Raw genomic sequence first — 25,919 nt, 5'->3', positions numbered from 1 at the left:
GCGCCACGAACGAGCGCCCGCCTGGTCGAAATGTTGGTCCGCCCGACAGCCCCGCCCCTCGCGTTCGGCATCGCGGTCGCCGCGGCCTTCATCGCCGTGGAGACGCTGCTGGTGTATCTCTTCGAGAAGGTCTTTCCGGTGATGACCTTTGGCGTCGTCTTCTTGCTCGGCGTCCTGGTCGTCTCTGCCGGTTGGGGATTCGGGCTGGCGGTGTCGACGACGTTGGTGAGCGCGGTTGTCTACGCGTTCGTCCATCTCGACGCCGACGGGAGCATCTTCCCCATCACGACCGAAGACTCGGTGGCGATCATCATCTTCGTGCCCATCGCGCTGCTGGCCAATGTGCTTGTCGGCCAGGCGCGATTACGAGCCGCCGAGGCGAATCGGCGCCGCGAGGAGGCCGAGGAAAGCCGGGATGAACTCCGCGTGCTCGCGGACCTGCAGGCCGCCTTGCGACGCATTGCCACACTTGTGGCGCGGGCGGTGGCGCCGTCCGAGGTGTTCTCAGCGGTGACGGAGGAGTTGGCCCGGTGCCTTGGAGTCACCCACGCAACTCTGGTCCGCTATGAGGCCGACGGTTCCGCGGTTCTGCTCGCCAGCCACGACGACCGTGGGTCGCAGAAAAAGATTCCGATCGGTAGGCGATTTTCGTTCGACGGCGAAAGCGTCCCGGCGATGGTATTCCGCATGGGCGGGGCGGCCCGGCGGGACAGCCACGAGGATTCGCCCACTCCGGACATTCAATACCTACATGAGCTGGGTCTGCGCTCAGGCGTCGGCGTGCCGATCGGTGTGGGCGGCCGGCTGTGGGGCGCGGCCAATGTCGGATCGTCGCGACATGAGCCGCTACCCCCTAATACCGAGGCGCGCGTCGGGGACTTCGCGGACCTGGTGGCGACCGCGATTGCCAACGCCGACGCACGCGCAGAACTCACGGCATCACGGACCAGGATCGTTGCCGCTTCTGACGCCGCCCGGCGCCGATTCGAACGCGATCTGCACGACGGTGCCCAGCAGCGGCTTGTGTCGTTGGGGCTCCAGCTGCGCACGGCTGAGGCGTCGTTGCCACCCGAATGGCATGTGTTGCGGGAGAGGCTTTCTGACGTCGTCACGGGTCTGACGGGTGTATCAGAAGATCTCCAAGAGATTTCCCGCGGGATCCATCCTGCGATACTTTCGAGAGGTGGACTGGGCCCAGCGCTGAAGACGCTGGGCCGCCGGTCCGCCGTCCCGGTGGATCTTCGCGTCGCAATCGACCGACGGTTGCCCGAGTCCGTCGAAGTGGCGGCCTATTACGTTGTCGCGGAAGCGCTCACGAATGCTGCGAAGTACGCAAGAGCGTCCGAGGTGCAGGTGAGTGCGGAAGCCGACGGTCCGAACTTGCGGCTGTCGATTCGGGACGACGGCATCGGTGGTGCCGACTCACACAAGGGATCCGGACTCATCGGGTTGATCGACCGAGTCGAGGCGCTTGGGGGGGAGCTGCGGATCTCCAGTGTCGTCGGAAGCGGCACGGAACTCCTTGCCATGATCCCCTCCGAGGAATCCTGACCCGCGGCCGGCGATTCCGGTTAGCAGGGTCGCGCTGATGGGTGTGAGCCGTGACGACACGGCCTTGTTACAGCGCAACTCTGGAAGTGTACGAGATAGATATGCCGGCTTTCGGTAACAGGTAAGCCGGCCATCACGAGAGAGTGCAACTATGCGAATGAAACTCACGCGCATCACAGGAGCGCTGGCCGCGGGTGCTGCGGCGGTCGCTATCGCCGCGGCACCTACGGCTGCCGCCGAGCCGGCAGCCGCACAGACGGTCGGCCCGACCGCGGCTGTGGCGAGCCAAGTCACCCCGGCGGGCTTCCACGGCGGCGGCGGCGGACATGGCGGTGGCTTTCACGGGGGCGGCTATCGCGGTGGCTTTCACGGTGATCGCGGCGGCTGGGGCTGGCAACCATGGGGCTGGAGCCCCTGGGGCTGGGGCCGCTGATCGAGGCTAATGATTGTGCGGAAGCGGCGTCACGAATGCCGCTTCCGCCATTATTACGTCCTTACAGATCGGCGAAACCCAAACCCGCCCATGAAGAGCCGACCATGGCATGACCCGCTTGTCGGAACCGACTTCCCCGCGCATTCTTCGAGCCGTGCATGCTGACAGATAGAGACAAATTCCAGGTGGCCACGCCACGGATGGGTGTCAGCTGTGACGACATCCGTTGGCAGAAAGGCAATTCTGGAACACGGACAGGCACAATCAACTATCGAGGAGTTGCCACCATGCGAATCAAACTGAGTTACATCACACCGGCGTTGGGTGCGGCAGCCGCCGCTTTTGCGATCGTCGCCGCACCGATTGCCGCCGCGGCCGCTCCCAGTGGGCCGCCGTCGCAGTCCTGCGGCCAGAGCGGCGCGGGAACCGAGTGTCAGTCGCCAGGCAATGTCCAGATCAACGACTCGCCGCCGCCGGTCAGTTATTACCCCTACGGAGGCGACGCCTTCCTTCTCGGCGGTTACGGATACGGCGGGGGCCACGTCGCTGGGGGTCACGGCGGTGGACACCGGTAACGGTCAATGACCGTGCGATAAGTCTGCGTTGTCCGACATCGCTGCTAGCGGGGCACCGGTGTGGCACTCATTGCCACCCGGCGCCCTTTCGCGTGCCTTCGAGCTCAAGTCATTCCGGCTGGCGGGAAGCGCTTATTGGTGTCAGCAGTGACGACAGCGGCTCGCCGTCTCGCAATTCTGGAACTTATACATATGGTCCAACCATCGAAGGAGAGTCACCGTGCGACTCGGACTGAACTACCTCGCACCACTGTTGGCTGCGGGAGCTGCCGCGGTAGCCATCGCCGCAGCGCCGATTGCCACTGCCGCACCGACGGCCCAGGGTCATTCCTCTCAGGATCAACAGTCCTGCGCTGACTTAGGCGGCACGCAAAGCGAATGCCAGGCGCCCGGCAACGTTCAGATCAACGACGCGCCTCCGCAGGTTGATTACTTCCCTTACGCAGGGGGCGCGACCTAAACATCTCCAGGGCCTACGTCAGGCAACCGAACTGTTGGACGGCCCCTGGTGTGAGAGATGGTAGGAGCACCATGAAGAAGATGATCAAGTACGTGGCTCCGTGGTTGTCCGCGGCCGCGATCGGCGGGGCGATTGCCTTGGCGCCCTTGGCCAGCGCTGCTTCCGCCGCCGCACCAGTCCCGCACAACAATGCCGTCACTAACGCGACGCCCACGTTCACCGCGCAAAGTGGAGAAGACCCCCGGGTGCCGTTCGGACCCGATCCATACGTCCCCTTCCCTGAGGGGTTATAACCCGAACACTTCGGACGGCTCCGGCACCACGAACCCTGCTGGCGGCTGGACCTGCCTTTCTAGGCCACGGCACAGCCGATTACAGCGATCCTAGAAGGGAGAAGGACCATGACGAAAACCATCAAGTACATGGCACCGTGGTTGTCCGCCGCTGCCATCGGTGTGGCGATTGCCCTGGCGCCCTTGGCCAGTGCCGCTACCGCCGCATTGCCGGTCCCGCACAACAACGTCATCACCACCGCGGCACCTTCGCCCAGTGGGGAAGACCCTCTGGTGCCGGAGGGGACTGATCCCCAAATCCCGTTTCAGAGCGGGTATTACAATCCGATCCTGCCGAACGACTCCGGCAACGCGAATCCGGGTGGTGGCGTAGGCCTGCCTTCTTGATATATCCACGCGACATTCGCTGTGACCATTCCGCCCTTGCGCCGCCCTTGCGCCGCCGCCGCAAGGGCGGAATAGTCCCGTTGGGCCCAATTCATTGCCGAGATGAACGCCGAGTGTGAAGCTGCTGGGAAATTTTGCAGGGATTTGGCGGCACATTCACCCGCGATGGCTGGCCGGGCACGCCATAGCCGGTGAGGCCGGGGCGCTCTCAGGCTCGTTCATAGGTCCTTGTCCCGCTCATATGCCCACCGTTCGCACTGACGCTGGGCCCACTCCACAATCCACCCCGTAAGGGCTGCGCATGTAAGCGCGACGCCGAATGTCATCGTGACGCTCCTCACTAGCCGGTTGAGGTCAATAATCGCGCTCCGGCAAACAGATGTCGTCACGGCAGACACCCAATGTGCACTCCCGCGAGCCGGGATCTGTGCCTTGCAGCCAGTGGGTATCGAGCGACGGTCTGCCGTGCCTTGCAGGAATCCCCCAGCGCAGGTCTGGGCGCGGCTATGCTGGCTTCTACCCGTCTGGTTGACAGCCGCCGCAGAGCGATGTGAGTTTCCTGGTGACGCAGAAGCAGTCACGGCAACCCGGCTCGGCGTGGATGCCGGGCGGCTGGTTCGCGGGCAGCCGCTCCGACGCAGGTTTGGGTCCGCGCATCTTGCGGTTGCGCCTACTTGCGCTGCTGAGCGGCTCGAAGGCACCGTCGGTGACGCTGGGCGTCGCGGTCGCGGCGGCCTTGATTATGGTCGAGACCCTCATCGTGTGTGCGCTCAACGTGGCTACCGATTCGACCGGACGCTTCGGCACGCTCTACCTGGTTGGCGTCCTAATGGTGTCGACGGTGTGGGGATTCGGCTTGGCCGCAACGATGTCGGTCGCCAGCGCCCTTGCATTTGCTTACTTCCGGCTGTGGCCGACCACCGATTTTGCGATGGCGGAATCACAGAGCTGGTTGGTGATCGGCGTCTTTCTGGTAGTCGCGTTGGTAGCAAACGCACTCGCGGGCCTGGCGCGGGTAGGCGAGAGGTTCTTTGTTCTGTCGCCTGACCTGCTTTGCATCACGGGTCCGGAAAGGGTCATCCGCATCAACCCTGCCTTCAGCCAGATACTCGGCTACTCACTCGACGACATTTCTTCCCGCCCTTATCTCGATTTGGTCGTGCCCGAAGATCGAGATCACGTGCGCGCCTTGCTTGAAAGGCTGCCCGGCCGTGCCGAGCCGGTACGTTTCGAGGATCGCGTGATCTGCAGGGACGGTTCCCAGCGTTGGGTCGAGTGGAGCGTCGTGTGGCATCGGGGCCTGTTCTACGCAGTTGGCCGCGACGTCACCGAACGTCGCCGCGAACAAACCGAGTTGCACCAAGCGCAGATCGTCGCCGAGACGCGGCGCGACAAACTAAGGGAGCTCGCCGAACAGCAGGCCGGGCTGCGGCGAGTCGCGACTCTGGTGGCGCGCGGGGCACCTCCGTCGGAGGTGTTCTCAACGGTGGCCCGCGAGATGGCCGGCTGCCTGGGGGTGCGCAACGCGTCGGTGAACCGCTTCGACGGCGACGAAGTGACTGTCCTGGCCCTGTCTCACCTTGACCAGGAAATGAAGAACAAGCCCGTCGTCGGCGAGCGCCACACGTTGGAAGGTGACAACATCGCGACGAGAGTGATTCAGGCCGGCCGCTCCGCGCGACTTGACAGCTCGGACGTCCAGCAGGCGCCGGGCTCCATCGCCGCACGGCTTCGCGAGATGGGCCTGCGTTGCACTGTGGCGGTGCCGATCGTTGTCGAGGGACAGGTGTGGGGAATGGCGGCCGTAGGCTCTTCGGCGCCTGAACCGTTGCCGCCGGACACCGAGGCGCGTGTCGGCGATTTCGCCGACCTTGTCGCAACGTCGATCGCCAACGCCGCCACGCGCTCCGAACTACAGTCGCGCCGCGACGAGCTAAGTGTGCTCGCCGATCAGCAGGCCACTTTGCGGCGGGTCGCGACACTGGTTGCGCGGGGGGTCACCCCGTCGGAGGTGTTCTGCGCGGTGGCCGACGAAATGGCTCGATGCCTGCATGTGCGTCATGCGACGGTGTCTCAATTCGGCGCCGACGACACACTCATCCCGCTCGCCATTTTTCACGGGGACGCGCTGCAGCAGCTGCCCGAGGGCCTGCGACTGGCGTTGGACGGCGACAACGTCGCGACGAGGGTGTTCCGAACCAGTCGCGCCGCGCGAATGGACACACATGACAATGCCGCCGGTACCCATGCCGCCCAAATCCGTGAGCTCGGCATCCGTTCGGCAGTGGGAGTCCCCGTTGTTGTCGACGGGCGGCTGTGGGGCGCGGCCATCGTCGGCTCCTGGGGACCTGAACCGCTTCCACCGGACACCGAGGCGCGGATCGGCGACTTCGCCGACCTCGTCGCGACGGCAATCGCTAACGCCGCCACGCGCGCCGAACTCGTGGCGTCACGCGCCCGCATCGTCGCAGCCGCCGACGATGCGCGCCGCCGATTGGAACGCGACCTGCACGATGGCGCCCAACAACGGCTGGTCTCGCTAAGTTTACAAACGCGGCTGGCCGAGGCGTCGGTGCCGCCGCAACTGGATGGCATCAAAAGCCAACTGGCCCGCGTTGTTTCGGGGTTGACCGACGTATCAGTCGATCTGCAAGAGATCTCGCGGGGAATTCATCCCGCGATCTTGTCGAAGGGCGGACTGGGTCCCGCGCTCAAGACGCTGGCCCGCCGATCCACCGTCCCTGTCGCCCTCGATCTCGCCATCGACCGAGGTTTGCCGGACTCCGTCGAAGTCGGCGCCTATTACGTCGTGGCCGAGGGGCTGACCAACGCCGCCAAGCATGCCCGCGCGTCCCAAGTGGAAGTGTGCGCGCGTTCCGGGGATGACGACCTCTACCTCTCGATTCGCGACGACGGAGTCGGGGGGGCCGACTTGGGCAAGGGGTCAGGACTGATCGGGCTCAAAGACCGGGCCGAGGCTCTCGGCGGCAGTTTGACGGTTACGAGCCGAGCCGGCAGTGGAACGTCACTGGACGTCACGATCCCGCTCCACAGCGAGTGAGGCATCGAGTCACTTCCGGCGGACATGCCACGGCGCAAGGCTGACCGCTGCGGACTCCTAGTGACCCCAAATCTTCCGTGGGATGGCGATCCGCATTGCAACTAGCCGCAATGCGGGATTGCGGCTCTCCTCAAGCAGTTTTGGCGGCTAACGCCGACGACAACGATGCCCGAATCGAGCAGTCTAGACATACATGCCGAGCCAAAAAGCATGTGGAGGAGATCGATGACTATGGTCGGCGCAGACCGCTCGACAGGCAGCCAACGGTGGGTGCATCCGACGGCAGGATCCCCGGCCAGGGTTACAGCAAACACATCGGCGGCGCCGCCTGCTCCGTGCTCCTACCGGTTGGCGAGTAAGCCGCCGGAACGCGGTTTTACCCGACATCGCGTATAGGCGATGTCACCTAGATGAGGAGAAAAATGAAGATGAAACTGCGATACGTTGCGCCCCTGGCCCTCGCCGCGTCCGCGGCAGCGATTGGACTGGCACCGATCGCCGCGGCCGACGCGTCCGTGCACCAAAGCCCGGGAAATGCTCAAGTCGTTGCTACACCCGGTGCAGCCTCGCAAGAGGCCGCCCAAAACCAACAGCCATTCGGCGGGGATATGGGCGCCCTGATGTTCCACCACCGCTGACCACGACCACGCTTAGGGCAGGAGACTCATAGTCTCGCCCTAAGCGCTGTGGTTTGCAGGGCAAGAACGAATGCGCCGCGCGAGGAGTGGGCTACTCGGGCCAGGCCGATTGCATGATGACGCTGACGAAGTCTTCGCGGTTGAAGTGCGGATCGAAATGCGCAAGGACGTCGTCGTTCATCGTGCCGAATGTCGTATCCGGCCGGTCCTTCATGCCGTCGTAGAACGCATGCTGAATCCGGTTCTTGAAGTCGGGGCGCGGATGCGCAGCGGTCACCGCGGCCCGTTGCTCGTCGGTGATCTCGTAGAGTTCCCGGCCGAGTACGTCGGTCTCCACACCGAGGGTTACGAGATGGACCTCCGGTGAAAGGTGTTCGGGGATGCCCGGAGTGGTGTGAAGGGCGATCGATAACCACACCATCTGGGCCTCAGCGGGACTGTATCCCTGATCCAGCAGGAAATGTCGTGCGATGTCGGCACCGTCGACCTCGAACCGCTGATAGTCGGTGCGGTATTTCGGCGTCAAGCCGAGATCGTGGAACATGGCGCCGACGTAGCTCATTTCGGGGTCGGGCCGACGCCCGCGCCGGCGGGATTTGAGTGTGCCCCAGAGGTATACGCGCCGAGAGTGATGGAACAGCAGTTCGTCTTCCGCATCAAGGGCCAGCTCGGTCGCGGCCTTCACTACAACGGTGTCGGGAATGGTGACTCCAGCGATTCTTTCCGTCATCGTTGTTTGCTTGTCGCGGCAGGGGCAAGGGTGATCTCGATTGAGAATCCAGCCACGAAGATCACCAATTGTGCTGGAAGAGCCCGGGTCATTCGTCCACGCCTTGCATGAGTGAGCCCGCGCGCACACCTTTCTCGACTCGCTCGCCGAGGTCGATGTCGACGTTGCGGAAGTATTCGAAGGCGCGTTGCAGGACGGGCTCGGTGACTCCGTCGAGCAGGTGCCCGACGATGTTGTTGACCAACCGGTCCCGCTCGGCGTCGTTCATGACGTCGCGGACCAGGGTGCCGGCCTGGCCCCAGTCGTCATCGTCGGCGCGCAGCGTGTATGCGGTGCGCACCATGTCGCCGTCGGTGTGCCAGCCGGCCGGCGCGCCGTAGCGCTCGGTGTCGGCCTGCGGGCCGCCCTTGGAGTTGGGTGCGTACACCGGGTCGGCGGCCAACTGATACCGCATTTGGCCGGCGGTGTTGTAACTGTGCACCGGTGCCTGGGGTGCGTTGACCGGCAGCTGGTTGTAGTTGGCGCCGATGCGGTAGCGCTGCGCGTCGGCGTAGGCGAACATCCGACCCAGCAGCATCTTGTCCGGGCTCGCTCCGATGCCGGGCACCAGGTTGGAGGGCGACCAGGCGCCCTGCTCGATCTGGCTGTGGTTGTCGGTGGGGTTGCGATCCAGCGTCAGCCGGCCCACCTCGATGAGCGGATAGTCCGCATGCGGCCAGACCTTCGTCAGGTCGAACGGGTTGAAGCGGTAGGTTTTGGCGTCCTCGAACGGCATGATCTGCATCTTCAGGGTCCACGACGGGTGGTCGCCACCCTTGATCGCCTCGAACAGATCCCGGGTGTGGTAGTCGGTGTCCACTGACACCAGCGCGTCGGCTTCGGCCTGGGTCAGGTTCTGGATGCCCTGATCGGTGATGAAGTGATAGCGCACCCAGACCTTCTCGCCGGCGGCGTTGACCCACATGAAGGTATGTCCGCTATAGAGGTTCATGTGCCGCCAGCTGCGCGGGATGCCGCGATCCCCCATCAACCAGGTGACTTGGTGCGCCGATTCCGGCGAGAGGGTCCAGAAGTCCCATTGCATGTCGTGGTCACGCAGATTGTTGTCGGCGCGGCGCTTCTGCGAGCGTATGAAACTTGGGAACTTGATCGGGTCGCGCAGGAAGAACACCGGGGTGTCGTTGCCGACGATGTCGTAATTGCCCTCGGTGGTGTAGAACTTCAGCGCGAAGCCGCGCGGGTCGCGCCAGGTGTCTGGGCTGCCGCGCTCACCGGCCACGGTGGAGAAGCGGATCACCGTGTCGGTCCTGGTGCCGGGCTGAAACACTGCCGCCTTGGTGAACGCGCTGACATCATTGGTCACCTCGAAGTGGCCGAACGCACCCGAACCTTTGGCGTGCGGCTGTCGTTCGGGCACGCGTTCGCGGTTGAACTGCGCCAGCTGCTCGATTAGGTAGTGATCATGCAGCAGAATCGGTCCGTCCGGGCCGATGGTCAGCGAATGCTCATCGCTTTCCACCGGAATCCCGGCATTCGTCGTCGTCGGAATAGGTTGAGGGTCAGGCATTGTCGTTCCTCTCATTGTGGGGCTGGCGCTTCATTCGTGTCGCGATTCATTTGCAAGGGAGCTGACGCCGGCGGCTATTCCGCCGAGCACCTGGGCGACCAGGTACACCGACAGCGTCACCACCGCACCGAGCGACAACGTCGCGTTGAACGCGCCGCCCGCGATGGCGGCGACCGCGAACGCGCTTGCGACGGTGGTGAATCCGATCGCCAGGCTGTAGTACGAGTCGTCACGGTGGTCCCCGCTGGTCGCCATGTAGCACAGCACGAAGATGACCAGCAGCTCCACGGCGAATGCGGCCACCAGAGTGTGACCAGTCAACGTGATCGCCGCCGTCGCGGCCGCACGTGTAGGGTCGACGATCGCCCACACCACCGCTGCGGCGAGTACCCCGGCACCGATCTGCAGAGCCCAATGCACGATGGCTTCAGACAACCCGACCCGGCGTCGAATCAGCACGGCAAGCGTCACAGCCGGGTTGTAGTGTCCACCGGCATACACCATCGCGATCAGCACCGCGCCGATGCCAAGAAGCGCCAACGGGCTGCCACTTTCCGCCGCCGCCCCAACGGCGATCACCAGTAGGAATGTTCCGATCGCCTCGAACGCGTACCGCGCGCCGGCTCGCGGGCCGCGCACTGTCGTGGCATTTCCTGCGCCGGTGGCGCTTGCGCCCGCGGTGGCGTGTGGCGTGACCATGGCTTCTACCTTCGCCACAACCGTCGGCCACGTCGTCAGTGCTGACGACCAACCACCTGTCATGCCAGCACCACTACCGGGATGCCTGCCAACCGGTATTGGCAAGGCCCGCAGCGTGGTCGACAATCCCGCCGCCAACAGCCGCTCAACTTCGAGTGGAGTCCCAGAAACGGGCATTGACTCAGCCATGGTTACATCAAGCAGAGTCAGCGAGTGGTGGTCGCTCGAGACGAAGACAGCCTCCGTCGAACAGGTCGACATCCGGCACGGTGACCAGATTATGATCGAGGATTTCAGCGACCCAAAGGATCAGTCGTGTAGCGACGGTACGCATCACCACTCCGCCTGTCCGGCCGGCTGCAGCGCCATCCGTTTGCAGTGGTATCGGTGCGCGACTTCTTGTGCGCGACAGCCCATTCCGGTTCGTAATGTCGGACTGGTCAGGAGACGTAAAAGTGCTCTTGCCATCCCGGACACATCACCCGGCCGGTAGACGAGTCCAACGCTGGCGGGAACGATCAGCTGCACAGCCGCTGGATCAACGGGCGCGACTACGGGCCTGCCGGCGGCCAACACGTCCAGCAGCGTGATCGGTCCCGCGGCGACGCTGGGCACGACGACATCGGCTGCGGCAATCAGGTCTGCCCATCGGTCCCCGGCGAGATCTTTTTCCATGTGCACGCTTGTCCGAACACCCAGCGCCAGAGTCCTTCTCATGACGGTGGTGCGATGCGTGCCGTCCCCGAGGAGGACGAGTTGCGCCTGGCAGCGGCGTCGCACCACGGTAAAGGCGGCGGCCAGCTGCTCGGCGTGTGTGCTGTCGTCGAACGGACCGATGGCAACGATTGTCGGGAGGCCCGGCAGGCCCACTACCGAGCGCGCAACGATCGGGTCGTGCCGGGAGATCGGTGCGATCACCGGAATGTCGGCTTGCATGAATTCGGGATCGGACTCGTTGTTCATGTTCCGCTCACTTGTCGTCGGGGTTCAGTGCAAGGAAGCTGAGACCTGCAGCTATCCCGGCCACCGTCTGGGCCAGCAGGTACACCCATAACGTCTGCCAGGCGGACAACCCCATCACGGCAGCGCCGAACGACACCGCCGGGTTGAACGCGCCGCCCGAGATGGCGCCCACCGCGAAAGCGCCTGCCACGACTGTGAATCCGATCGCCAGACCATAGAACGCGTTGTCCGGGTGGTCCTTGCTGGTGGCAACATTGAGCACCACGTAGCACAGCGCGAAGGTGAACAACAGCTCCACCACGAGCGCGGCCACCAGGATGTGACCGCTCAGCATCGCGGCGGCCGTGGTCGGCCTCCGCGCCGGGTCGATAAACGTCCGTACTACGGCAGACGCGAGCAGGCCGGCACCAAACTGCACGACCCAGTACGCGACAGCGTCACGCAGTCCGATCCGTCGTCGAACCAGCACGGCCAACGTCACAGCGGGGTTGTAATGCCCACCGGATAGGTGCCCGCCGGCATAGATCATGACCATCAGGACCGCGCCGATCGCCAGCGGGGCGAACGGACTGGCACTGCCGACACTCGCGCCGACGGTGAATACCAAGAAGAAGGTCCCAATTGCCTCGACTGCGTACTTCACGGGCGCCCGAGGACCGTCAACGACCTCGGCTATTTCTCCACTCGTCGCCTTGGGCGATGTTTGCGCTGTAACCATGGTTTACAGAATTGCGGTCTGGGGCTGCGCAGTCGTCAACGCTGACGCCCATTGCGCCCTCCCGCCAGCGCCAGTCTGCGCATACTTGCCAGCTGCAAGTACCTCTACATCTGGCGGGCGACCGGAGCGTCCATGTCGAACACCCGGGCGTGCAGCACCGTCCGATTGCGCAATGCGGCCCGCACCGCGCGATGCAGACCGTCTTCGAGATAGATGACGCCTCGCCAGCGCACGGCATGCGGAAACAGGTCGCCGTAGAAGGTCGAGTCCTCCGACAACAGGCGGTCCAACTGCAGCACCGTCGTGGTGGTCACCAGCTCATCGAGGCGGATCTGCCGCGGCGGAATCTGTGACCACTGTCGATACGTCAGCCCGTGGTTGGGATACGGCTTGCCATCGATAACACCTTTGAAGATCACCTGCCCGAAATCCTTCGACTTGTCCCGCGTGGCGATGGCTTCACCATGATCAGAGGCTAGCCGTAACCGGCCGATCCGCCAGGCGAACCGTGTGCGGAGGCGTTGCCCCTGCTGGTCACCGTAAAATGGATCCGGTCCGGGAGGTGAACAGATGAGTAGTGCCGACGATCGTCGGTTCGACGTGTTGCGCGCCATCGTCGCCGACTTCGTGGCGACGCACGAGCCGATCGGCTCGAAGACGCTCGTCGAGCGGCACAACCTCGGCGTGTCCAGCGCGACCGTCCGCAACGACATGGCCGTGCTGGAGGCCGAGGGCTATATCACCCAGCCGCACACCAGCTCGGGTCGGGTGCCGACGGAGAAGGGTTACCGCGAGTTCGTCGACCGCCTGGAGGACATCAAGCCGCTGTCGACGTCCGAGCGATCCGCCATCTTGAAATTCCTCGAGACGGGGGTCGATCTCGACGATGTGCTGCGGCGCGCGGTGCGGCTGCTGGCGCAGCTGACTCGACAGGTCGCCATCGTGCAGTACCCGACGTTGTCCACGTCCACTGTCCGCCACCTCGAGGTCGTCCCGCTGACGCCCGCGCGCCTCCTGCTGGTGGTGATCACCGATTCCGGCCGAGTCGACCAGCGCATGGTGGAGCTCGGCGACGTCATCGACGAACACCAGGTCAGCCAGCTGCGCGAAATGCTCGGCCAGGCGCTGGAGGGCAAGCGGCTGTCGGTGGCGTCGGTGGCGGTGTCGGAGCTGGCCGTCCACATGGACGGCAGCGGCGGGCTCGGCGACGCGATCGGCCGGTCGGCGACGGTTCTGCTGGAATCGCTCGTCGAACACACCGATGAGCGGCTGCTGCTGGGCGGCACCGCTAACCTGACCCGCAACACCGCCGACTTCGGCGGTTCGCTGCGCTCGGTCCTCGAGGCGCTCGAGGAGCAGGTCGTGGTGCTGCGGCTGCTGGCCGCGCAGCAGGAGGCCGGCAAGGTCACCGTGCGCATCGGGCACGAGACGGAAGCCGAGGAGATGGCCGGCACGTCGGTGGTCACCACGACTTACGGCAGTATGGGAACGGTCTACGGCGGCATGGGTGTGCTCGGGCCCACTCGAATGGACTATCCGGGAACGATCGCTAACGTCGCTGCGGTTGCTCTCTACATAGGCGAAGTCTTAGGTAAGCGGTAAGACCGCATCAGCGGTAGGGAAGGTCAGGGAGTGGCACGCGATTATTACGGCCTGCTCGGGGTGAGCAAAGGCGCGAGTGATTCGGAGATCAAACGCGCCTATCGCAAGCTGGCCCGTGAGCTTCATCCCGACGTCAACCCCGACCAGGAGGCCCAGGCACATTTCCAGGAGATCAGCGTCGCCTACGAGGTGCTCAGCGATCCGGAGAGGCGTCGCGTCGTCGACCTCGGCGGCGACCCGCTGCAGTCCGCGGGTTCGGCGGGCAACGGCTTCGGCGGGTTCGGCGGGCTCGGGGACGTATTCGAGGCCTTCTTCGGCGGTGGCGCCACGTCCCGTGGGCCGATCGGCCGCGTGCGGCCCGGCGCCGACTCCCTGCTTCGGATGCGTCTGGACCTCGAAGAATGCGCGACCGGCGTCACCAAGCAGGTGACCGTCGACACGGCCGTGCTGTGCGATCTGTGCCAGGGCAAGGGCACACACGGCAACTCCAGGCCGACGACCTGCGACACGTGCGGCGGCCAGGGCGAAATCCAGACGGTGCAGCGCTCACTGCTCGGACAGGTCATGACGTCGCGCCCGTGCCCGGTCTGCGGCGGGGTCGGCGAAGTCATCCTCGATCCGTGCAGCCGATGCGGCGGCGACGGCCGGGTGCGCGCACGGCGCGAGATCAGCGTCAAGATCCCGGCAGGTGTCGGGGACGGCATGCGGGTCCGGCTGGCCGCCCAGGGCGAGGTCGGCCCCGGCGGCGGCCCGGCGGGCGACCTGTACGTCGAGGTCCACGAGAAGCCGCATGACACCTTCCTGCGCGACGGCGACGACCTGCACTGCACCGTCTCGGTGCCAATGGTCGACGCGGCGCTGGGGACCACCGTCACCGTCGACGCGATCCTGAACGGGCCGACCGAGATCACGATCCCCGCAGGCACCCAACCGGGCTCGGTGACCACGCTTCGCGGCCACGGTATGCCGCATCTGCGGTCCGGGGTCCGGGGCGATCTGCATGCTCACATCGAGGTTGTCGTTCCCTCGCGGCTCGACCACGACGACGTCGAGCTGCTGCGCAAGCTGAAGGAACTCCGCATCCGCGACGTTGCCGAGGTGAAATCCACCCAGACCGGCGGAGCAGGCGGCGGGCTGTTCAGCAGGCTGCGCGAGACCTTCACCGGCCGATAGCCGCCGCGTGCCTGCGGCCCTCTTCTACGTCGACGCCCTGCCGGAGGTCGGTGGCCTGGCCGTCGTCGACGGCGACGAGGGCTTCCACGCCGCCAACGTGCGTCGAATCAGGGTCGGTGAACAACTCGACCTGTCAGACGGTGCAGGCGCGATGGCGCACTGCGTGATCGAAGAGGTCAGCAAGGGCCGGTTGTCGGCCCGCGTGTGCGACCGCTGGACCGTCGAGCCGACGACGCCGACCGTCACCGTCGTGCAGGCACTGCCCAAATCCGACCGCTCCGAACTGGCCATCGAGCTGGCCACTGAGGCGGGCGCCGACGCCTTCGTGGCCTGGCAGTCCGCCCGCTGCGTGGCGCGCTGGGACGGTGGCCGGGCCGACAAGGGCCTGCGCCGGTGGCGTGCGGTCGCCCGCGCGGCCGCCCGTCAGTCCCGCAGGCCGCAAATCCCATCCGTCACCGGAGTGGTCGCCACCGACGAGCTGGTGACCGATGTCCGCAAGGCCGTCTCCGCGGGAACGACGGTGCTGGCGCTGCACGAGTCCGCCACCGAAGCGGTGACGAAAGTGTCCTTCGCGCAGGTCGATTCGCTGATGTTGGTGATCGGCCCCGAGGGTGGCATCGCCGACGACGAGATCGCCGCGCTGTCCCGTGCGGGCGCGAAAGTGGTGCGGCTGGGGCCGACGGTGCTCAGGACGTCGACGGCGGCGGCCGTCGCGCTCGGTGCATTGGGGGTGCTGACGGCGCGCTGGGGCTGACAGCTGCGGCCGACGTCGTCGCAGGTTAAACATTGGGATGGGTCGGCAGGCGGCGGTAAACTGGGCTTAGTAGCAGACAAACAGGCAAGAACCCCAGAAAGTAGGCAGAAAACCCCACGTGACGCCCAGCGAGACGAACGCTGACTCCGGCTCACCGGTCCGCAGCAGCATCAATGTTCCGCCCGACCTCGTCGTGGGCCTGCTCGGTTCGGCCGACGAGAATCTGCGCGCACTCGAACGCATCCTGGCGGCCGACATCCATGCCCGAGGCAACGCCCTCACCCTCTCCGGCGAGCCCGCCGATGTGGCCCTGGCAGAGCGGGTGATCTCCGAGCTGATCGCGATCGCTGCCAGCGGTCAGCCGCTGAACCCCGAGGTGGTGCGGCACAGCGTCGCGATGCTGACCGGCGCCGAGGACGAGTCACCCGCGGAGGTGCTGACGCTCGACATCCTGTCGCGGCGCGGCAAAACGATCCGGCCGAAGACGTTGAACCAGAAGCGATACGTGGACGCAATCGATGCGAACACCATCGTCTTCGCCATCGGGCCCGCGGGCACCGGTAAGACCTATCTGGCGATGGCCAAGGCCGTCCGCGCATTGCAGACCAAGCAGGTGTCACGGATCATCCTGACCCGCCCCGCCGTGGAAGCCGGTGAACGCCTTGGCTTTCTGCCCGGCACGCTGAGCGAGAAGATCGACCCCTATCTGCGCCCGCTCTACGACGCGCTGCATGACATGCTGGATCCCGAGCTGATCCCGAAGCTGATGAGTGCCGGGGTAATCGAGGTCGCGCCGCTGGCGTACATGCGTGGCCGGACATTGAACGATGCCTTCATCATCCTCGACGAGGCGCAGAACACCACCGGTGAGCAGATGAAAATGTTCCTGACCCGGCTGGGTTTTGGCGCGAAAATGGTTGTCACCGGCGATATTACGCAGATCGACCTGCCGGGCGGCGCCAACTCAGGGCTGCGTTCGGCGGTTCAGATACTCGACGGGGTCGACGACATCCACATAGCCGAACTCACCAGCTCCGACGTCGTGCGGCACCGCCTGGTCGCCGAGATCGTGGACGCGTACGCCAAATCCGAGGATCCCGGGTCGATGAACCGGGCGCAGCGCCGCGCCTCGGGCAGCCGGCCGCGGCGATAAGCGGGGTCGCCATGAGTATTGAGGTTTCCAACGAGTCGGGCCTCGACGTCTCCGAGGAGGAACTGGTCAGCGTCGCCCGTTTCGTCATCAAGAAGATGAAAGTGCATCCCGCGGCCGAGCTTTCGATGGTGCTGCTCGACACCGCCGCGATGGCCGACCTGCACATGCGTTGGATGGACCTGCCCGGTCCGACCGACGTGATGAGCTTTCCGATGGACGAACTCGAACCCGGGGGCCGGCCCGACGCGCCCGAGCCGGGGCCGTCGATGCTCGGAGACATCGTGCTGTGCCCCCAGTTCGCCGCCGAGCAGGCCACCGCGGCCGGACATACACTCGGCCAGGAGCTTGCGCTGCTGACAGTGCACGGTGTGCTGCACCTGCTCGGCTACGACCATGCCGAAGCCGACGAAGAGAAAGAGATGTTCGCGCTGCAACGTCAATTGCTCACCGAGTGGGTGGCCGATCAGGTCGAGGCCTATCACCAAGACCGGCAGACCGAGAAGGATCGGCGGCTGCTGGACAAATCCCGTTTCTTCGACGAATCGTGACCGGCCTGGGTTCGCTGCTCGGCGCGATCGCGCTGATCGGTTTCGGTGGGCTGTTCGCGGCCATCGACGCCGCGATCAGCACGGTGTCGATCGCTCGCGTCGAGGAAATGGTGCGCGACGAGCGGCCCGGTGCGGTCCGGCTGGCCCGGGTGATCAACGAGCGGCCGCGTTACATCAATCTCGTTGTGCTGCTGCGCATCGCCTGCGAGATCACCGCGACGGCGCTGCTGGTCGACTACCTCTACGAGCATCTCGGCCTGGACTGGGGCCTGATCGCGGCGGCGGCGATCATGGTCGTCGTCAGCTTCGTGGTGATCGGCGTCGGGCCGAGAACCCTGGGCAGGCAGAACGCCTACACCATCGCGCTCGGGGCGGCCGTTCCCCTGCAAGCCATTTCGGTTCTGCTGACCCCCATCAGCCGCCTGCTCGTCCTCATCGGTAATGCCCTGACGCCCGGCCGAGGGTTCCGCAACGGGCCGTTCGCGTCGGAGATCGAACTGCGCGAGGTCGTCGATCTCGCCCAGCAGAGCGGCGTGGTGGCCGACGATGAGCGACGGATGATCCAGTCGGTCTTCGAACTCGGCGACACCCCGGCCCGAGAGGTGATGGTGCCGCGCACCGAGATGGTCTGGATCGAAAGCGACAAAACGGCGGGCCAGGCAACCTCGCTCGCGGTGCGCAGCGGGCATTCCCGCATCCCGGTCATCGGGGAGAACGTCGACGACGTCATCGGCGTCGTGTATCTCAAGGACCTCGTCGAGCGCACCTACTACTCGAACAACGGCGGACGGGACACCAACGTGTCGGCGGTGATGCGCCCGCCGGTCTTCGTACCCGACTCCAAACCGCTGGACGCGCTGCTGCGCGAGATGCAGCGCGACCGCAACCACATGGCACTGCTCGTCGACGAGTACGGCGCCATCGCCGGTCTGGTCACGATCGAGGACGTGCTGGAGGAGATCGTCGGCGAGATCGCCGACGAGTACGACACCGACGAGGTCGCGCCCGTCGAAGAACTGGGCGACCAGCGCTACCGGGTGTCGGCCCGGTTGCCGATCGAGGACCTCGGCGAGCTGTACGACCGCGAGTTCGACGAGGACCTCGACGTCGACACCGTCGGCGGCCTGTTGGCCCTCGAACTCGGCCGTGTCCCGCTGCCTGGCGCCGAGGTGACGTGGGATGGGCTGCAGCTGCGCGCCGAAGGCGGCCGCGACCATCGCGGTCGGGTACGGATCGGCACCGTTCTGGTCAGCCCCAGCGCCCCCGAGCAGGATGGTGACGATGACTGAGCTCGACGCGGAAGACGCCAAGCTGGTGACACTCGCCCGCGGTGCGATGGGCCGGGCCGAGGCGCGCAGCGGAGCCGCCGTGCGGGATCGCGACGGCCGCACCTACGCGGGGGCACCGGTGACCCTCGATGCGCTGACGCTGACCGCGCTGCAGGCCGCCGTGGCCGCGGCTGTGTCGAGTGGTGCGACCGGTTTCGAGGCGGCCGTGCTGGTCGGCGGATCCGCCGACGACGCGGGCGTCTCTGCCGTGCGCGAGTTGTCGGGCGACGCCGCGGTCATCGTCACCGACCGATCGGGGACGCCGTTGTGAACGCCGAGACTGCGCACAGATCGCGAAGTCGGCCATCCGGGCGACCTCCCCGCAGGCTCGAGGACATATGAGCGAATTCCGTTCCGGCTTCGTGTGTTTCGTCGGCAGGCCCAACACGGGCAAGTCGACGTTGACGAATGCGCTCGTCGGCACCAAGGTGGCGATCACGTCCGACCGACCGCAGACCACGCGGCACACCATCCGCGGGATCGTGCACCGCGACGACTTCCAGATCGTGCTCGTCGACACGCCGGGCCTGCACCGGCCACGCACTCTGCTGGGCCAGCGGCTCAACGACCTTGTTCGGGACACCTATTCGGAGGTCGACGTCATCGGGCTGTGCATACCCGCCGACGAGCCGATCGGGCCGGGGGACCGGTGGATTCACGAGCAGATCCGCACCGTCGCGCCCAAGACCACGCTGGTCGTGGTCGTCACCAAAATAGACATGGTGCCCAAGGAACGGTTGGCCGCGCAGCTGATGGCTGTCAGCGAGCTGGTCGGCCAGGACACCGAGATCGTGCCGGTGTCGGCGACTACCGGGGAGCAGATCGATGTGCTGATCGGTGTGCTGGTCGAACAGCTGCCGCCGGGGCCTGCGTTCTATCCCGAGGGCGAGCTGACCGATGAGCCCGAGGAAGTGCTGATGGCGGAGCTGATCCGCGAGGCCGCGCTGGAGGGTGTGCGCGACGAGCTGCCGCACTCGCTGGCGGTGGTGATCGAGGAGGTCAGCCCGCGTGATGGCCGCGATGACCTGATCGATGTGCACGCCAACCTCTTCGTGGAGCGAGACAGCCAGAAGGGCATCGTGATCGGCAAGGGCGGTGCCAGGTTGCGCGAGGTGGGCACCGCCGCACGCACGCAGATCGAGAAGCTGCTCGGCACCAAGGTGTATCTGGACCTGCGCGTCAAGATCGCCAAGAACTGGCAGCGCGATCCCAAACAGCTCGGGCGACTCGGCTTCTAGCGATTCCGGGCCCGCTTAAGCGAATCAACCGCCGGCGGCACCGTCCGCGGGTTCCGTCCACCACGGCTCGGGCTGCCTGGTCACCCAGCCGTTCACCGCCTCCAGCTCGGCGGCAAGCGAGATCAGCAGCGGTTCACTGTCGGCCGGACCCATCAACTGCACGCCGATCGGCAATCCCTCCGAGGTGAAGCCGGCGGGCACATTGATCGACGGCCAGCCCAGTAGGTTCCACGGCCATGTCGCGGGGCAGGCGCGGATCATCGCCCGATCGGTGGAGAACCCGCCGCGTTTGTCGAAGTGGTGCACGGTCGGCGGCGGCAGCGCAGTCGTCGGCGCCAGGATCACGTCGACCAGATTGAAGATATAGCCGACGCGGCGCTGTGCCGCGGCCTCCTTGGCGCGAGCCTTGCGGAGCACGTTCTCCGAGAGCAGCCGTCCCATCCGCAGATTCTCGACAGTGCGCCTGTCCAGCTCGACGTCGTGGCCCAAGCGGTCTGCCCAGTCCATCAGCCCGGACGTCGACCGGGACAGGAAGTTCCACGACATCCCGATCTTGTAGTCAGGGTCGGCCGCGACGATGGTGTGACCGAGTTCGGTGAGTTGTTCGCCGACGGTGTGCAATGCGGCGCGGATGTCGGGGTTCAGCGTGGGGCGGAAGACGTTGAACGGGAACTTCGTCGACAGTGCGACCTTCAGCGGGCCCGGCGCACGGCCGACGGCCTCGGCTGCCTGAATGGGCGCCGGCTTGTGACGGTCCCCGTCAACATTGCCCGACGCGGCGTCGAGTAGCAGTGCCGCGTCGATGACGGTGCGGGCCAGCACGCCGTTGACCGTTATGCCGTTGAACGCCTCCGGCAGTGGCAATGTCGAGATCCGGCCCCGCTGCGGCTTGATGCCGACCAGGTGCGTCCATGCCGCGGGAATCCGGACGCTGCCCGCGCCGTCCGACCCGATCGCGGCGGTCACCAGCCCCGCTGCCACCGCGGCTGCGCTGCCACCGGACGAACCGCCCGGAGTGTGGTTGCGCGACCATGGGTTTCGTGTGTGTCCGAAGGCGGGTCCGCTGGTGAACGGCCATTGACCGAGCTCGCACGTATTCGTCTTACCGACGATGATCGCACCGGCGGTGCGCAGTCGGCGCACGACCTCAGCGTCGGCCACCGATGACCGGACCCGGCCCGCCGCGCCGAACATCGTCGGCACGCCTGCGACGTCGACATCGTCCTTGACCGCGATCGGCACCCCGAGCAACGGAGCCTGCTGTCCGGTGGCACGTCTGCGGTCGGCCCTCGCGGCGTCGGCGAGCGCCTGTTTGCGCAGCACCACGCGGAACGCGTTGAGCGTCGGCTGGCTGGCTTCTATGGCGTCCAGCGACTGCTTGGTCAGCTCGACCGACGTCACCCTGCCGCTGGCCAGCCGATACAGCAAGCCCGTAAGTGTGGGCATGGAAGGCTGAGCCATCGATACCGAGAATATCCCGGCGCTGCCTACCGGCCCTGTCGGAACACGATGAGAAACTGGGTCAATGCGCCTATACCGGGATCGGGCGGTGGTGCTTCGCCAGCACAAGCTCGGCGAGGCCGACCGGATCGTCACCCTGCTCACCCGCGACCACGGGTTGGTCCGTGCCGTGGCCAAGGGCGTCCGGCGCACGCGCAGCAAGTTCGGTTCCCGGCTGGAGCCGTTCGCGCACATCGACGTCCAACTGCACCCCGGCCGCAATCTCGACATCGTCACCCAAGTTCAGGCAATCGATGCGTTCGCCTCCGACATCGTCAGCGACTACGGCCGCTACACCTGTGCGTGCGCCGTGCTGGAAACCGCTGAACGACTGGCGGGTGAGGAGCACGCTCCGGTGCCCGCACTGCACCGGCTGACGGTCGGTGCGTTGCGTGCGGTGGCCGACGGCAGCCGTCCGTGGGAACTCGTCCTGGACGCTTACCTGCTGCGCGCCATGGGAATCGCCGGATGGGCGCCCGCACTCACGGCGTGTGCCCGTTGCGCTGCACCCGGTCCGCACAGGGCGTTCCACATCGCCGCAGGCGGCAGCGTGTGCGTGCATTGCAGGCCGTCCGGATCAACCACACCGCCGCAGGCCGTGCTCGATCTGATGTCGGCGCTCTACGACGGCGACTGGGACGCCGCGCAGGCCTCGCAACAGTCGCACCGCAACCAGGCCAGCGGACTGGTGGCTGCGCACCTGCAGTGGCATCTCGAGCGTCAACTCCGGACATTGCCGCTGGTCGAGCGTGTCTACCGGGTTGATCGCGCGGTCGCCGAGCATCGCGTCTCGCTGTTCGGGCAGGATGTCACACGTGGCGATGAAACGGGCGGCCAAGACCCCGTACCCTCAGCTGCCTCCGGCGCCTGACGACTATCCGACCTTCCCTGACAAGTCGTCGTGGCCGGTCGTATTTCCGGCGCTGCCGCCGCACAGCAACGGCAGGTTCGCGCGTCCGCCCCAGCACACGTCGAAGGCCGCCGCACCCAAGATCCCGGCCGACCAGGTGCCCCACCACGTCGCGGTTGTCATGGACGGCAACGGCCGCTGGGCCACCCAGCGCGGGCTGCACCGCACCGAGGGCCACAAGATGGGTGAGGCGGTCCTCATCGACATCACTTGCGGCGCCATCGAAGTCGGCGTCAAACACCTGACGGTCTACGCCTTCTCGACCGAGAACTGGAAGCGCAGCACCGAAGAGGTCCGCTTCCTGATGGGTTTCAACCGCGACGTGGTCCGCCGCAGGCGCGAGAACCTCAACGACATGGGCGTGCGGATGCGCTGGGTGGGTTCGCGGCCGCGGATGTGGCGCAGCGTCATCAAAGAGTTCGACATCGCCGAGCAGATGACGGTCGGCAACGACGTCATCACCATCAACTACTGCGTCAACTACGGCGGCCGCACCGAACTCGTCGAGGCGGCGCGCGAACTGGCTCAGGAGGCCGTCGACGGCAAGGTCAACCCCAACCGGATCAGCGAGGCAGCGTTCGCCAAACACCTTCACCGGTCCGACATCCCCGACGTCGACCTGTTCATCAGAACATCGGGGGAGCAGCGCGCGAGCAACTTCCTGCTGTGGCAGGCGGCCTACGCCGAATACGTCTTTCAGGACAAGCTGTGGCCGGACTACGATCGCCGCGACCTGTGGGAGGCGTGCGAGGAGTACGTCAACCGCAACCGAAGGTTCGGCAGAGCCTGATGGACCTCGCCGATCGGGTGCGGGCCGTCCTTGACGGCGTGCTGCGCTACGAGGAAGAAGACGACGGCGCCCTCACCGTTTCCTATGAACACACCTTCACGTCGCTGCGGGTGGTGGCGATCGCCGAGGATCTCGAGATGGTGTCGCTGACCCAGATCCTGGCGTGGAACCTGCCGTTGGACCACGAGATTCGTGACAAGGTCGCTCAGCTGACGCACGACACCGTGCTGGGCACGGTGTCATTGGCCGAGCAGGTGGCCGGTAGTGGCGTCGCCGACGTCACTCTGCGCTACAACTTCCCGGCCGCGGGCCTGACCGATGAGGCGCTACGGACGTTGATCATGATGGTGATCAGTGCGGGCGCCGATGTCCGTGAGACGTTGAGCGGCGACGCCGACTCCTAATCGGCCTGTCCGCAGCCGCCGCAGACGCCGAAGATCTCGATCGTGTGGCTGACGTCGGAGAAGCCGTGCTCGCGTGCGACGTCGGCCGCCCATGTCTCCACCTGGCCGCCCTGCACCTCGACCGTGCAACCGCACACCCGGCACACCAAATGGTGGTGGTGATGGTCCGAGCACCGTCGGTACAGCGACTCGCCGGTGTCGGTGCGCAGGGTGTCCACCAGGCCGGCCGCCGCCATCGACTGCAGGGTTCGGTACACCGTGGTCAGGCCGGTGCCCTCACCACGGCGGCGCAGTTCGTCGTGTAGCTCCTGGGCGGAACGGAAGTCGTCGAGGTTCTCCAGCAAGGCCGAGATCGCCGCGCGCTGCCGGGTGGCGCGCAGTCCGGGCGGCGTGCTCGAATTGCTCCTCGCGTCCGCGGTGCTTGAATTGCTCCTCGCGTGCGCGGTGCTCGAATTGCTCCTCGCGTCCGCGGTGCTCACTCGCTGTCCTCCGCGGCGTGCGTCACGGCGGCGACCACGATGTGCGCGAGGTGGTGATCGACGAGGCGGTAGAGCACCTCGCGGCCTGAGCGCTCGCCGGCCACGACACCCGCGGATTTGAGAATGCGCAGGTGCTGGCTGACCAGCGGTTGCGGAACGCCGAGGGCGTCGACAAGTTCGTGCACGCAGCGCGACGACTCGCGCAGCTGCAACACGATCGCTATCCGCACCGGCGCGGCCAGCGCGCGCAGCAGGTCACCAGCCGTGTCGAGGACCTCGCGAGACGGCAGGTCCGGCAACGGGGCGTCGCTGTGCTGGTGGCGATCAGAAGTATCCGGCGCCAGCCCCGATGAGAAGTTGGAAACCGTTTTCATTATGTCCGCCACGATACATGCGTGATCACGCATGTCAACGGCGTCGGGTTTGTATCGTTTGTTGCGGCGAAGTGCGAGTAAACGCCGCAACAAACGCATCGTTACGCTGTTCACCCGTGGCGTCCATCATCGACACCGTTGCAAACCTGGCCAAGCGCCGAGGCCTGGTCTACCAGTCCGGCGAAATCTACGGCGGCACCAAGTCGGCTTGGGATTACGGCCCTTTGGGGGTCGAGCTCAAGGAGAACATCAAGCGGCAGTGGTGGCGGTCCGTGGTCACCAGCCGCGACGACGTCGTCGGCCTCGACAGCGCGATCATCCTGCCGCGCGAGGTCTGGGTCGCCTCCGGCCACGTCGAGGTGTTCAACGACCCGCTGGTGGAATGCCTGAACTGCCACAAGCGGCATCGGCAGGACCATTTGCAGGAGGCGTACGCGGAGAAGAAGGGGATCGAAGACCCCGAATCCGTCCCGATGACGGAGATCGTGTGCCCGGACTGCGGGACCAAGGGGCAGTGGACCGAGCCGCGCGACTTCAACATGATGCTCAAGACCTACCTCGGGCCGATCGAGACCGAGGAGGGCCTGCACTATTTGCGGCCGGAGACCGCGCAGGGCATCTTCGTCAACTTCGCCAACGTCGTCACGACGTCACGTAAGAAGCCGCCGTTCGGTATCGGCCAGATCGGCAAGAGTTTCCGCAACGAGATCACCCCCGGCAACTTCATCTTCCGCACCCGCGAGTTCGAGCAGATGGAGATGGAGTTCTTCGTCGAACCGGACAGTGCACCCGAATGGCACCAATACTGGATCGACAACAGGCTGCAGTGGTACGTCGACCTCGGTATCCAACGCGACAATCTGCGGCTGTACGAGCACCCCAAGGACAAGCTGTCGCACTACTCGGACCGCACCGTCGACATCGAGTACAAGTTCGGCTTCCAGGGCAACCCGTGGGGCGAGCTGGAGGGCGTCGCCAACCGGACCAACTTCGACCTATCAACGCACTCAGCGCATTCCGGTGTCGACCTGTCGTTCTACGACCAGGCCTCCGACACCCGGTATGTGCCGTACGTCATCGAACCGGCAGCGGGCCTGACGCGGTCGTTCATGGCCTTCCTCGTCGACGCCTACGCCGAGGACGAGGCACCCAACGCCAAGGGTGGTGTCGACAAGCGCACGGTCCTGCGCCTTGACCCACGCCTGGCACCGGTCAAGGCGGCCGTGCTGCCGCTGTCGCGGAACGAGGACCTGTCACCCAAGGCGCGTGATCTCGCCGCCGAGTTGCGCAAGTCCTGGAACGTCGAATTCGACGACGCGGGCGCCATCGGCCGGCGCTATCGCCGTCAGGACGAAATCGGCACCCCGTTCTGTGTGACGGTCGACTTCGACACGCTCGACGACCAGGCCGTCACGATCCGGGAGCGCGACGCGATGTCGCAGGAGCGGATCGCGCTCGACGCCGTGTCCGACTACCTGGCCGTGCGGCTCAAGGGCGCCTGACTTGCACCGCGAGCGTGCATAGAATGCCAACTTTTCGCGGCGTGTCGCGTGCAAACGCGCACGCTCGCCGTGCTTAGTCGCGGTGCTTA

27 protein-coding genes are annotated in these 25,919 nt (G+C 65.7%); 18 read left to right on the top strand and 9 right to left on the bottom strand.

Features of this window, described 5'->3' with window-relative positions; genetic code table 11:
• The first annotated feature begins 30 nt into the window (after positions 1-30).
• The 6 genes from QOC76_RS10290 to QOC76_RS10265 all read left to right on the top strand — a co-directional run bounded on the left by QOC76_RS10290 (position 31) and on the right by QOC76_RS10265 (position 6,760).
• Complete coding sequence (locus QOC76_RS10290) at positions 31-1,551, top strand: GAF domain-containing sensor histidine kinase (RefSeq protein ID WP_526356731.1); 1,521 nt, start codon at positions 31-33, stop codon at positions 1,549-1,551.
• Positions 1,552-1,702: 151 nt separating this feature from the next.
• Positions 1,703-1,984, top strand: coding sequence for a hypothetical protein (locus QOC76_RS10285; RefSeq protein ID WP_526356730.1), 282 nt, complete (start codon positions 1,703-1,705; stop codon positions 1,982-1,984).
• Between the two features lie 287 nt (positions 1,985-2,271).
• Entirely contained in the window at positions 2,272-2,559 is a 288-nt protein-coding gene (locus QOC76_RS10280; RefSeq protein WP_526356729.1) for a hypothetical protein, read from the top strand.
• 531 nt (positions 2,560-3,090) lie between these two features.
• The gene (locus QOC76_RS10275; protein WP_526356728.1) at positions 3,091-3,312 is read left to right on the top strand and encodes a hypothetical protein; all 222 of its coding nucleotides are present in this window, start codon (positions 3,091-3,093) and stop codon (positions 3,310-3,312) included.
• Between the two features lie 108 nt (positions 3,313-3,420).
• Positions 3,421-3,699, top strand: coding sequence for a hypothetical protein (locus QOC76_RS10270; protein ID WP_526356727.1), 279 nt, complete (start codon positions 3,421-3,423; stop codon positions 3,697-3,699).
• A 562-nt stretch (positions 3,700-4,261) separates the two neighbouring features.
• A complete protein-coding gene (locus QOC76_RS10265; RefSeq protein ID WP_526356726.1) occupies positions 4,262-6,760 on the top strand; it encodes a GAF domain-containing protein in 2,499 nt (832 codons plus the stop codon).
• A gap of 729 nt (positions 6,761-7,489) precedes the next feature.
• On the opposite strand, the gene QOC76_RS10260 is transcribed toward QOC76_RS10265, so the two are convergent.
• The 6 genes from QOC76_RS10260 to QOC76_RS10235 form a co-directional block, all read right to left on the bottom strand.
• Positions 7,490-8,128 carry an HD domain-containing protein gene (locus QOC76_RS10260; RefSeq protein WP_526356725.1) on the bottom strand — a complete coding sequence of 213 codons (639 nt, stop codon included), beginning with the start codon at positions 8,126-8,128 and terminating at the stop codon, positions 7,490-7,492.
• Positions 8,129-8,216: 88 nt separating this feature from the next.
• The gene (locus QOC76_RS10255; protein WP_526356724.1) at positions 8,217-9,695 is read right to left on the bottom strand and encodes a catalase; all 1,479 of its coding nucleotides are present in this window, start codon (positions 9,693-9,695) and stop codon (positions 8,217-8,219) included.
• 30 nt (positions 9,696-9,725) lie between these two features.
• On the bottom strand, positions 9,726-10,394 hold the full coding sequence (locus tag QOC76_RS10250; RefSeq protein WP_526356723.1) for an aquaporin: 669 nt from the start codon (positions 10,392-10,394) through the stop codon (positions 9,726-9,728).
• Positions 10,395-10,727: 333 nt separating this feature from the next.
• The gene (locus QOC76_RS10245; RefSeq protein ID WP_526356722.1) at positions 10,728-11,357 is read right to left on the bottom strand and encodes a glycosyltransferase; all 630 of its coding nucleotides are present in this window, start codon (positions 11,355-11,357) and stop codon (positions 10,728-10,730) included.
• Positions 11,358-11,364: 7 nt separating this feature from the next.
• Positions 11,365-12,075 (bottom strand): MIP/aquaporin family protein, encoded by a 711-nt coding sequence (locus QOC76_RS10240; RefSeq protein ID WP_526356721.1) that lies wholly within the window; start codon positions 12,073-12,075, stop codon positions 11,365-11,367.
• Positions 12,076-12,179: 104 nt separating this feature from the next.
• Entirely contained in the window at positions 12,180-12,494 is a 315-nt protein-coding gene (locus QOC76_RS10235) for a type II toxin-antitoxin system VapB family antitoxin (RefSeq protein ID WP_526356720.1), read from the bottom strand.
• Positions 12,495-12,645: 151 nt separating this feature from the next.
• On the opposite strand from QOC76_RS10235, the gene hrcA reads away from it, so the two are divergent.
• The 8 genes from hrcA to era all read left to right on the top strand — a co-directional run bounded on the left by hrcA (position 12,646) and on the right by era (position 19,871).
• On the top strand, positions 12,646-13,677 hold the full coding sequence (gene hrcA / locus QOC76_RS10230; RefSeq protein ID WP_526356719.1) for a heat-inducible transcriptional repressor HrcA: 1,032 nt from the start codon (positions 12,646-12,648) through the stop codon (positions 13,675-13,677).
• A 30-nt stretch (positions 13,678-13,707) separates the two neighbouring features.
• On the top strand, positions 13,708-14,850 hold the full coding sequence (dnaJ, locus tag QOC76_RS10225; RefSeq protein ID WP_526356718.1) for a molecular chaperone DnaJ: 1,143 nt from the start codon (positions 13,708-13,710) through the stop codon (positions 14,848-14,850).
• Between the two features lie 7 nt (positions 14,851-14,857).
• The gene (locus tag QOC76_RS10220) at positions 14,858-15,604 is read left to right on the top strand and encodes a 16S rRNA (uracil(1498)-N(3))-methyltransferase (RefSeq protein ID WP_526356717.1); all 747 of its coding nucleotides are present in this window, start codon (positions 14,858-14,860) and stop codon (positions 15,602-15,604) included.
• A 118-nt stretch (positions 15,605-15,722) separates the two neighbouring features.
• Positions 15,723-16,757 (top strand): PhoH family protein, encoded by a 1,035-nt coding sequence (locus tag QOC76_RS10215; RefSeq protein ID WP_526356716.1) that lies wholly within the window; start codon positions 15,723-15,725, stop codon positions 16,755-16,757.
• Between the two features lie 11 nt (positions 16,758-16,768).
• Positions 16,769-17,305, top strand: a complete 537-nt coding sequence (gene ybeY / locus QOC76_RS10210) for an rRNA maturation RNase YbeY (RefSeq protein ID WP_526356715.1) — start codon at positions 16,769-16,771, stop codon at positions 17,303-17,305.
• A complete protein-coding gene (locus QOC76_RS10205) occupies positions 17,302-18,594 on the top strand; it encodes a CNNM domain-containing protein (RefSeq protein WP_526356714.1) in 1,293 nt (430 codons plus the stop codon). The genes ybeY and QOC76_RS10205 overlap by 4 nt, the downstream gene beginning before the upstream one ends.
• Complete coding sequence (locus QOC76_RS10200; RefSeq protein WP_526356713.1) at positions 18,587-18,904, top strand: cytidine deaminase-like protein; 318 nt, start codon at positions 18,587-18,589, stop codon at positions 18,902-18,904. The genes QOC76_RS10205 and QOC76_RS10200 overlap by 8 nt, the downstream gene beginning before the upstream one ends.
• A 67-nt stretch (positions 18,905-18,971) precedes the next feature.
• Positions 18,972-19,871 carry a GTPase Era gene (gene era, locus QOC76_RS10195; protein ID WP_526356712.1) on the top strand — a complete coding sequence of 300 codons (900 nt, stop codon included), beginning with the start codon at positions 18,972-18,974 and terminating at the stop codon, positions 19,869-19,871.
• Positions 19,872-19,895: 24 nt separating this feature from the next.
• On the opposite strand, the gene QOC76_RS10190 is transcribed toward era, so the two are convergent.
• Positions 19,896-21,332 carry an amidase gene (locus QOC76_RS10190; protein ID WP_526356711.1) on the bottom strand — a complete coding sequence of 479 codons (1,437 nt, stop codon included), beginning with the start codon at positions 21,330-21,332 and terminating at the stop codon, positions 19,896-19,898.
• 64 nt (positions 21,333-21,396) lie between these two features.
• On the opposite strand from QOC76_RS10190, the gene recO reads away from it, so the two are divergent.
• The 3 genes from recO to QOC76_RS10175 are packed head-to-tail and all read left to right on the top strand — an operon-like array spanning position 21,397 to position 23,475.
• On the top strand, positions 21,397-22,242 hold the full coding sequence (gene recO / locus QOC76_RS10185; protein WP_526356710.1) for a DNA repair protein RecO: 846 nt from the start codon (positions 21,397-21,399) through the stop codon (positions 22,240-22,242).
• Positions 22,178-23,071, top strand: a complete 894-nt coding sequence (locus tag QOC76_RS10180; protein WP_526356709.1) for a decaprenyl diphosphate synthase — start codon at positions 22,178-22,180, stop codon at positions 23,069-23,071. The genes recO and QOC76_RS10180 overlap by 65 nt, the downstream gene beginning before the upstream one ends.
• Positions 23,071-23,475, top strand: coding sequence for a hypothetical protein (locus QOC76_RS10175; protein ID WP_526356708.1), 405 nt, complete (start codon positions 23,071-23,073; stop codon positions 23,473-23,475). The genes QOC76_RS10180 and QOC76_RS10175 overlap by 1 nt, the downstream gene beginning before the upstream one ends.
• On the opposite strand, the gene QOC76_RS10170 is transcribed toward QOC76_RS10175, so the two are convergent.
• Both QOC76_RS10170 and QOC76_RS10165 read right to left on the bottom strand, forming a co-directional pair.
• On the bottom strand, positions 23,472-23,855 hold the full coding sequence (locus QOC76_RS10170; RefSeq protein ID WP_526356765.1) for a Fur family transcriptional regulator: 384 nt from the start codon (positions 23,853-23,855) through the stop codon (positions 23,472-23,474). The two genes, QOC76_RS10175 and QOC76_RS10170, sit on opposite strands and share 4 nt — an antisense overlap.
• A 95-nt stretch (positions 23,856-23,950) precedes the next feature.
• The gene (locus tag QOC76_RS10165) at positions 23,951-24,328 is read right to left on the bottom strand and encodes an ArsR/SmtB family transcription factor (protein ID WP_526356707.1); all 378 of its coding nucleotides are present in this window, start codon (positions 24,326-24,328) and stop codon (positions 23,951-23,953) included.
• Between the two features lie 71 nt (positions 24,329-24,399).
• Here QOC76_RS10165 and QOC76_RS10160 point away from each other — a divergent pair, with 71 nt between their 5' ends.
• Positions 24,400-25,830 (top strand): glycine--tRNA ligase, encoded by a 1,431-nt coding sequence (locus QOC76_RS10160; protein ID WP_526356706.1) that lies wholly within the window; start codon positions 24,400-24,402, stop codon positions 25,828-25,830.
• The last annotated feature ends 89 nt before the right edge of the window (positions 25,831-25,919 follow it).

Origin of the sequence: Mycobacterium sp. (genome assembly GCF_032159565.1) — a bacterium.
Classification (GTDB): Bacteria; Actinomycetota; Actinomycetes; order Mycobacteriales; family Mycobacteriaceae; genus Mycobacterium.
Note: the sequence above shows the minus strand (reverse complement) of the source record. Positions and strands in the feature narration are given on the sequence as shown.

Excerpts from the sequence above, each read along its gene's own strand:
- QOC76_RS10270 (WP_526356727.1), top strand. The coding sequence starts at position 3,421 with ATGACGAAAACCATCAAGTACATGGCACCGTGGTTGTCCGCCGCTGCC.
- QOC76_RS10260 (WP_526356725.1), bottom strand. The coding sequence starts at position 8,128 with ATGACGGAAAGAATCGCTGGAGTCACCATTCCCGACACCGTTGTAGTG.
- QOC76_RS10165 (WP_526356707.1), bottom strand. The coding sequence starts at position 24,328 with ATGAAAACGGTTTCCAACTTCTCATCGGGGCTGGCGCCGGATACTTCT.
- QOC76_RS10255 (WP_526356724.1), bottom strand. The coding sequence starts at position 9,695 with ATGCCTGACCCTCAACCTATTCCGACGACGACGAATGCCGGGATTCCG.
- QOC76_RS10180 (WP_526356709.1), top strand. The coding sequence starts at position 22,178 with ATGTCACACGTGGCGATGAAACGGGCGGCCAAGACCCCGTACCCTCAG.
- QOC76_RS10175 (WP_526356708.1), top strand. The coding sequence starts at position 23,071 with ATGGACCTCGCCGATCGGGTGCGGGCCGTCCTTGACGGCGTGCTGCGC.
- QOC76_RS10250 (WP_526356723.1), bottom strand. The coding sequence starts at position 10,394 with ATGGTCACGCCACACGCCACCGCGGGCGCAAGCGCCACCGGCGCAGGA.
- recO (WP_526356710.1), top strand. The coding sequence starts at position 21,397 with ATGCGCCTATACCGGGATCGGGCGGTGGTGCTTCGCCAGCACAAGCTC.
- hrcA (WP_526356719.1), top strand. The coding sequence starts at position 12,646 with ATGAGTAGTGCCGACGATCGTCGGTTCGACGTGTTGCGCGCCATCGTC.
- QOC76_RS10285 (WP_526356730.1), top strand. The coding sequence starts at position 1,703 with ATGCGAATGAAACTCACGCGCATCACAGGAGCGCTGGCCGCGGGTGCT.
- QOC76_RS10240 (WP_526356721.1), bottom strand. The coding sequence starts at position 12,075 with ATGGTTACAGCGCAAACATCGCCCAAGGCGACGAGTGGAGAAATAGCC.
- era (WP_526356712.1), top strand. The coding sequence starts at position 18,972 with ATGAGCGAATTCCGTTCCGGCTTCGTGTGTTTCGTCGGCAGGCCCAAC.
- ybeY (WP_526356715.1), top strand. The coding sequence starts at position 16,769 with ATGAGTATTGAGGTTTCCAACGAGTCGGGCCTCGACGTCTCCGAGGAG.
- QOC76_RS10190 (WP_526356711.1), bottom strand. The coding sequence starts at position 21,332 with ATGGCTCAGCCTTCCATGCCCACACTTACGGGCTTGCTGTATCGGCTG.
- QOC76_RS10275 (WP_526356728.1), top strand. The coding sequence starts at position 3,091 with ATGAAGAAGATGATCAAGTACGTGGCTCCGTGGTTGTCCGCGGCCGCG.
- QOC76_RS10245 (WP_526356722.1), bottom strand. The coding sequence starts at position 11,357 with ATGAACAACGAGTCCGATCCCGAATTCATGCAAGCCGACATTCCGGTG.
- QOC76_RS10200 (WP_526356713.1), top strand. The coding sequence starts at position 18,587 with ATGACTGAGCTCGACGCGGAAGACGCCAAGCTGGTGACACTCGCCCGC.
- QOC76_RS10290 (WP_526356731.1), top strand. The coding sequence starts at position 31 with ATGTTGGTCCGCCCGACAGCCCCGCCCCTCGCGTTCGGCATCGCGGTC.
- QOC76_RS10280 (WP_526356729.1), top strand. The coding sequence starts at position 2,272 with ATGCGAATCAAACTGAGTTACATCACACCGGCGTTGGGTGCGGCAGCC.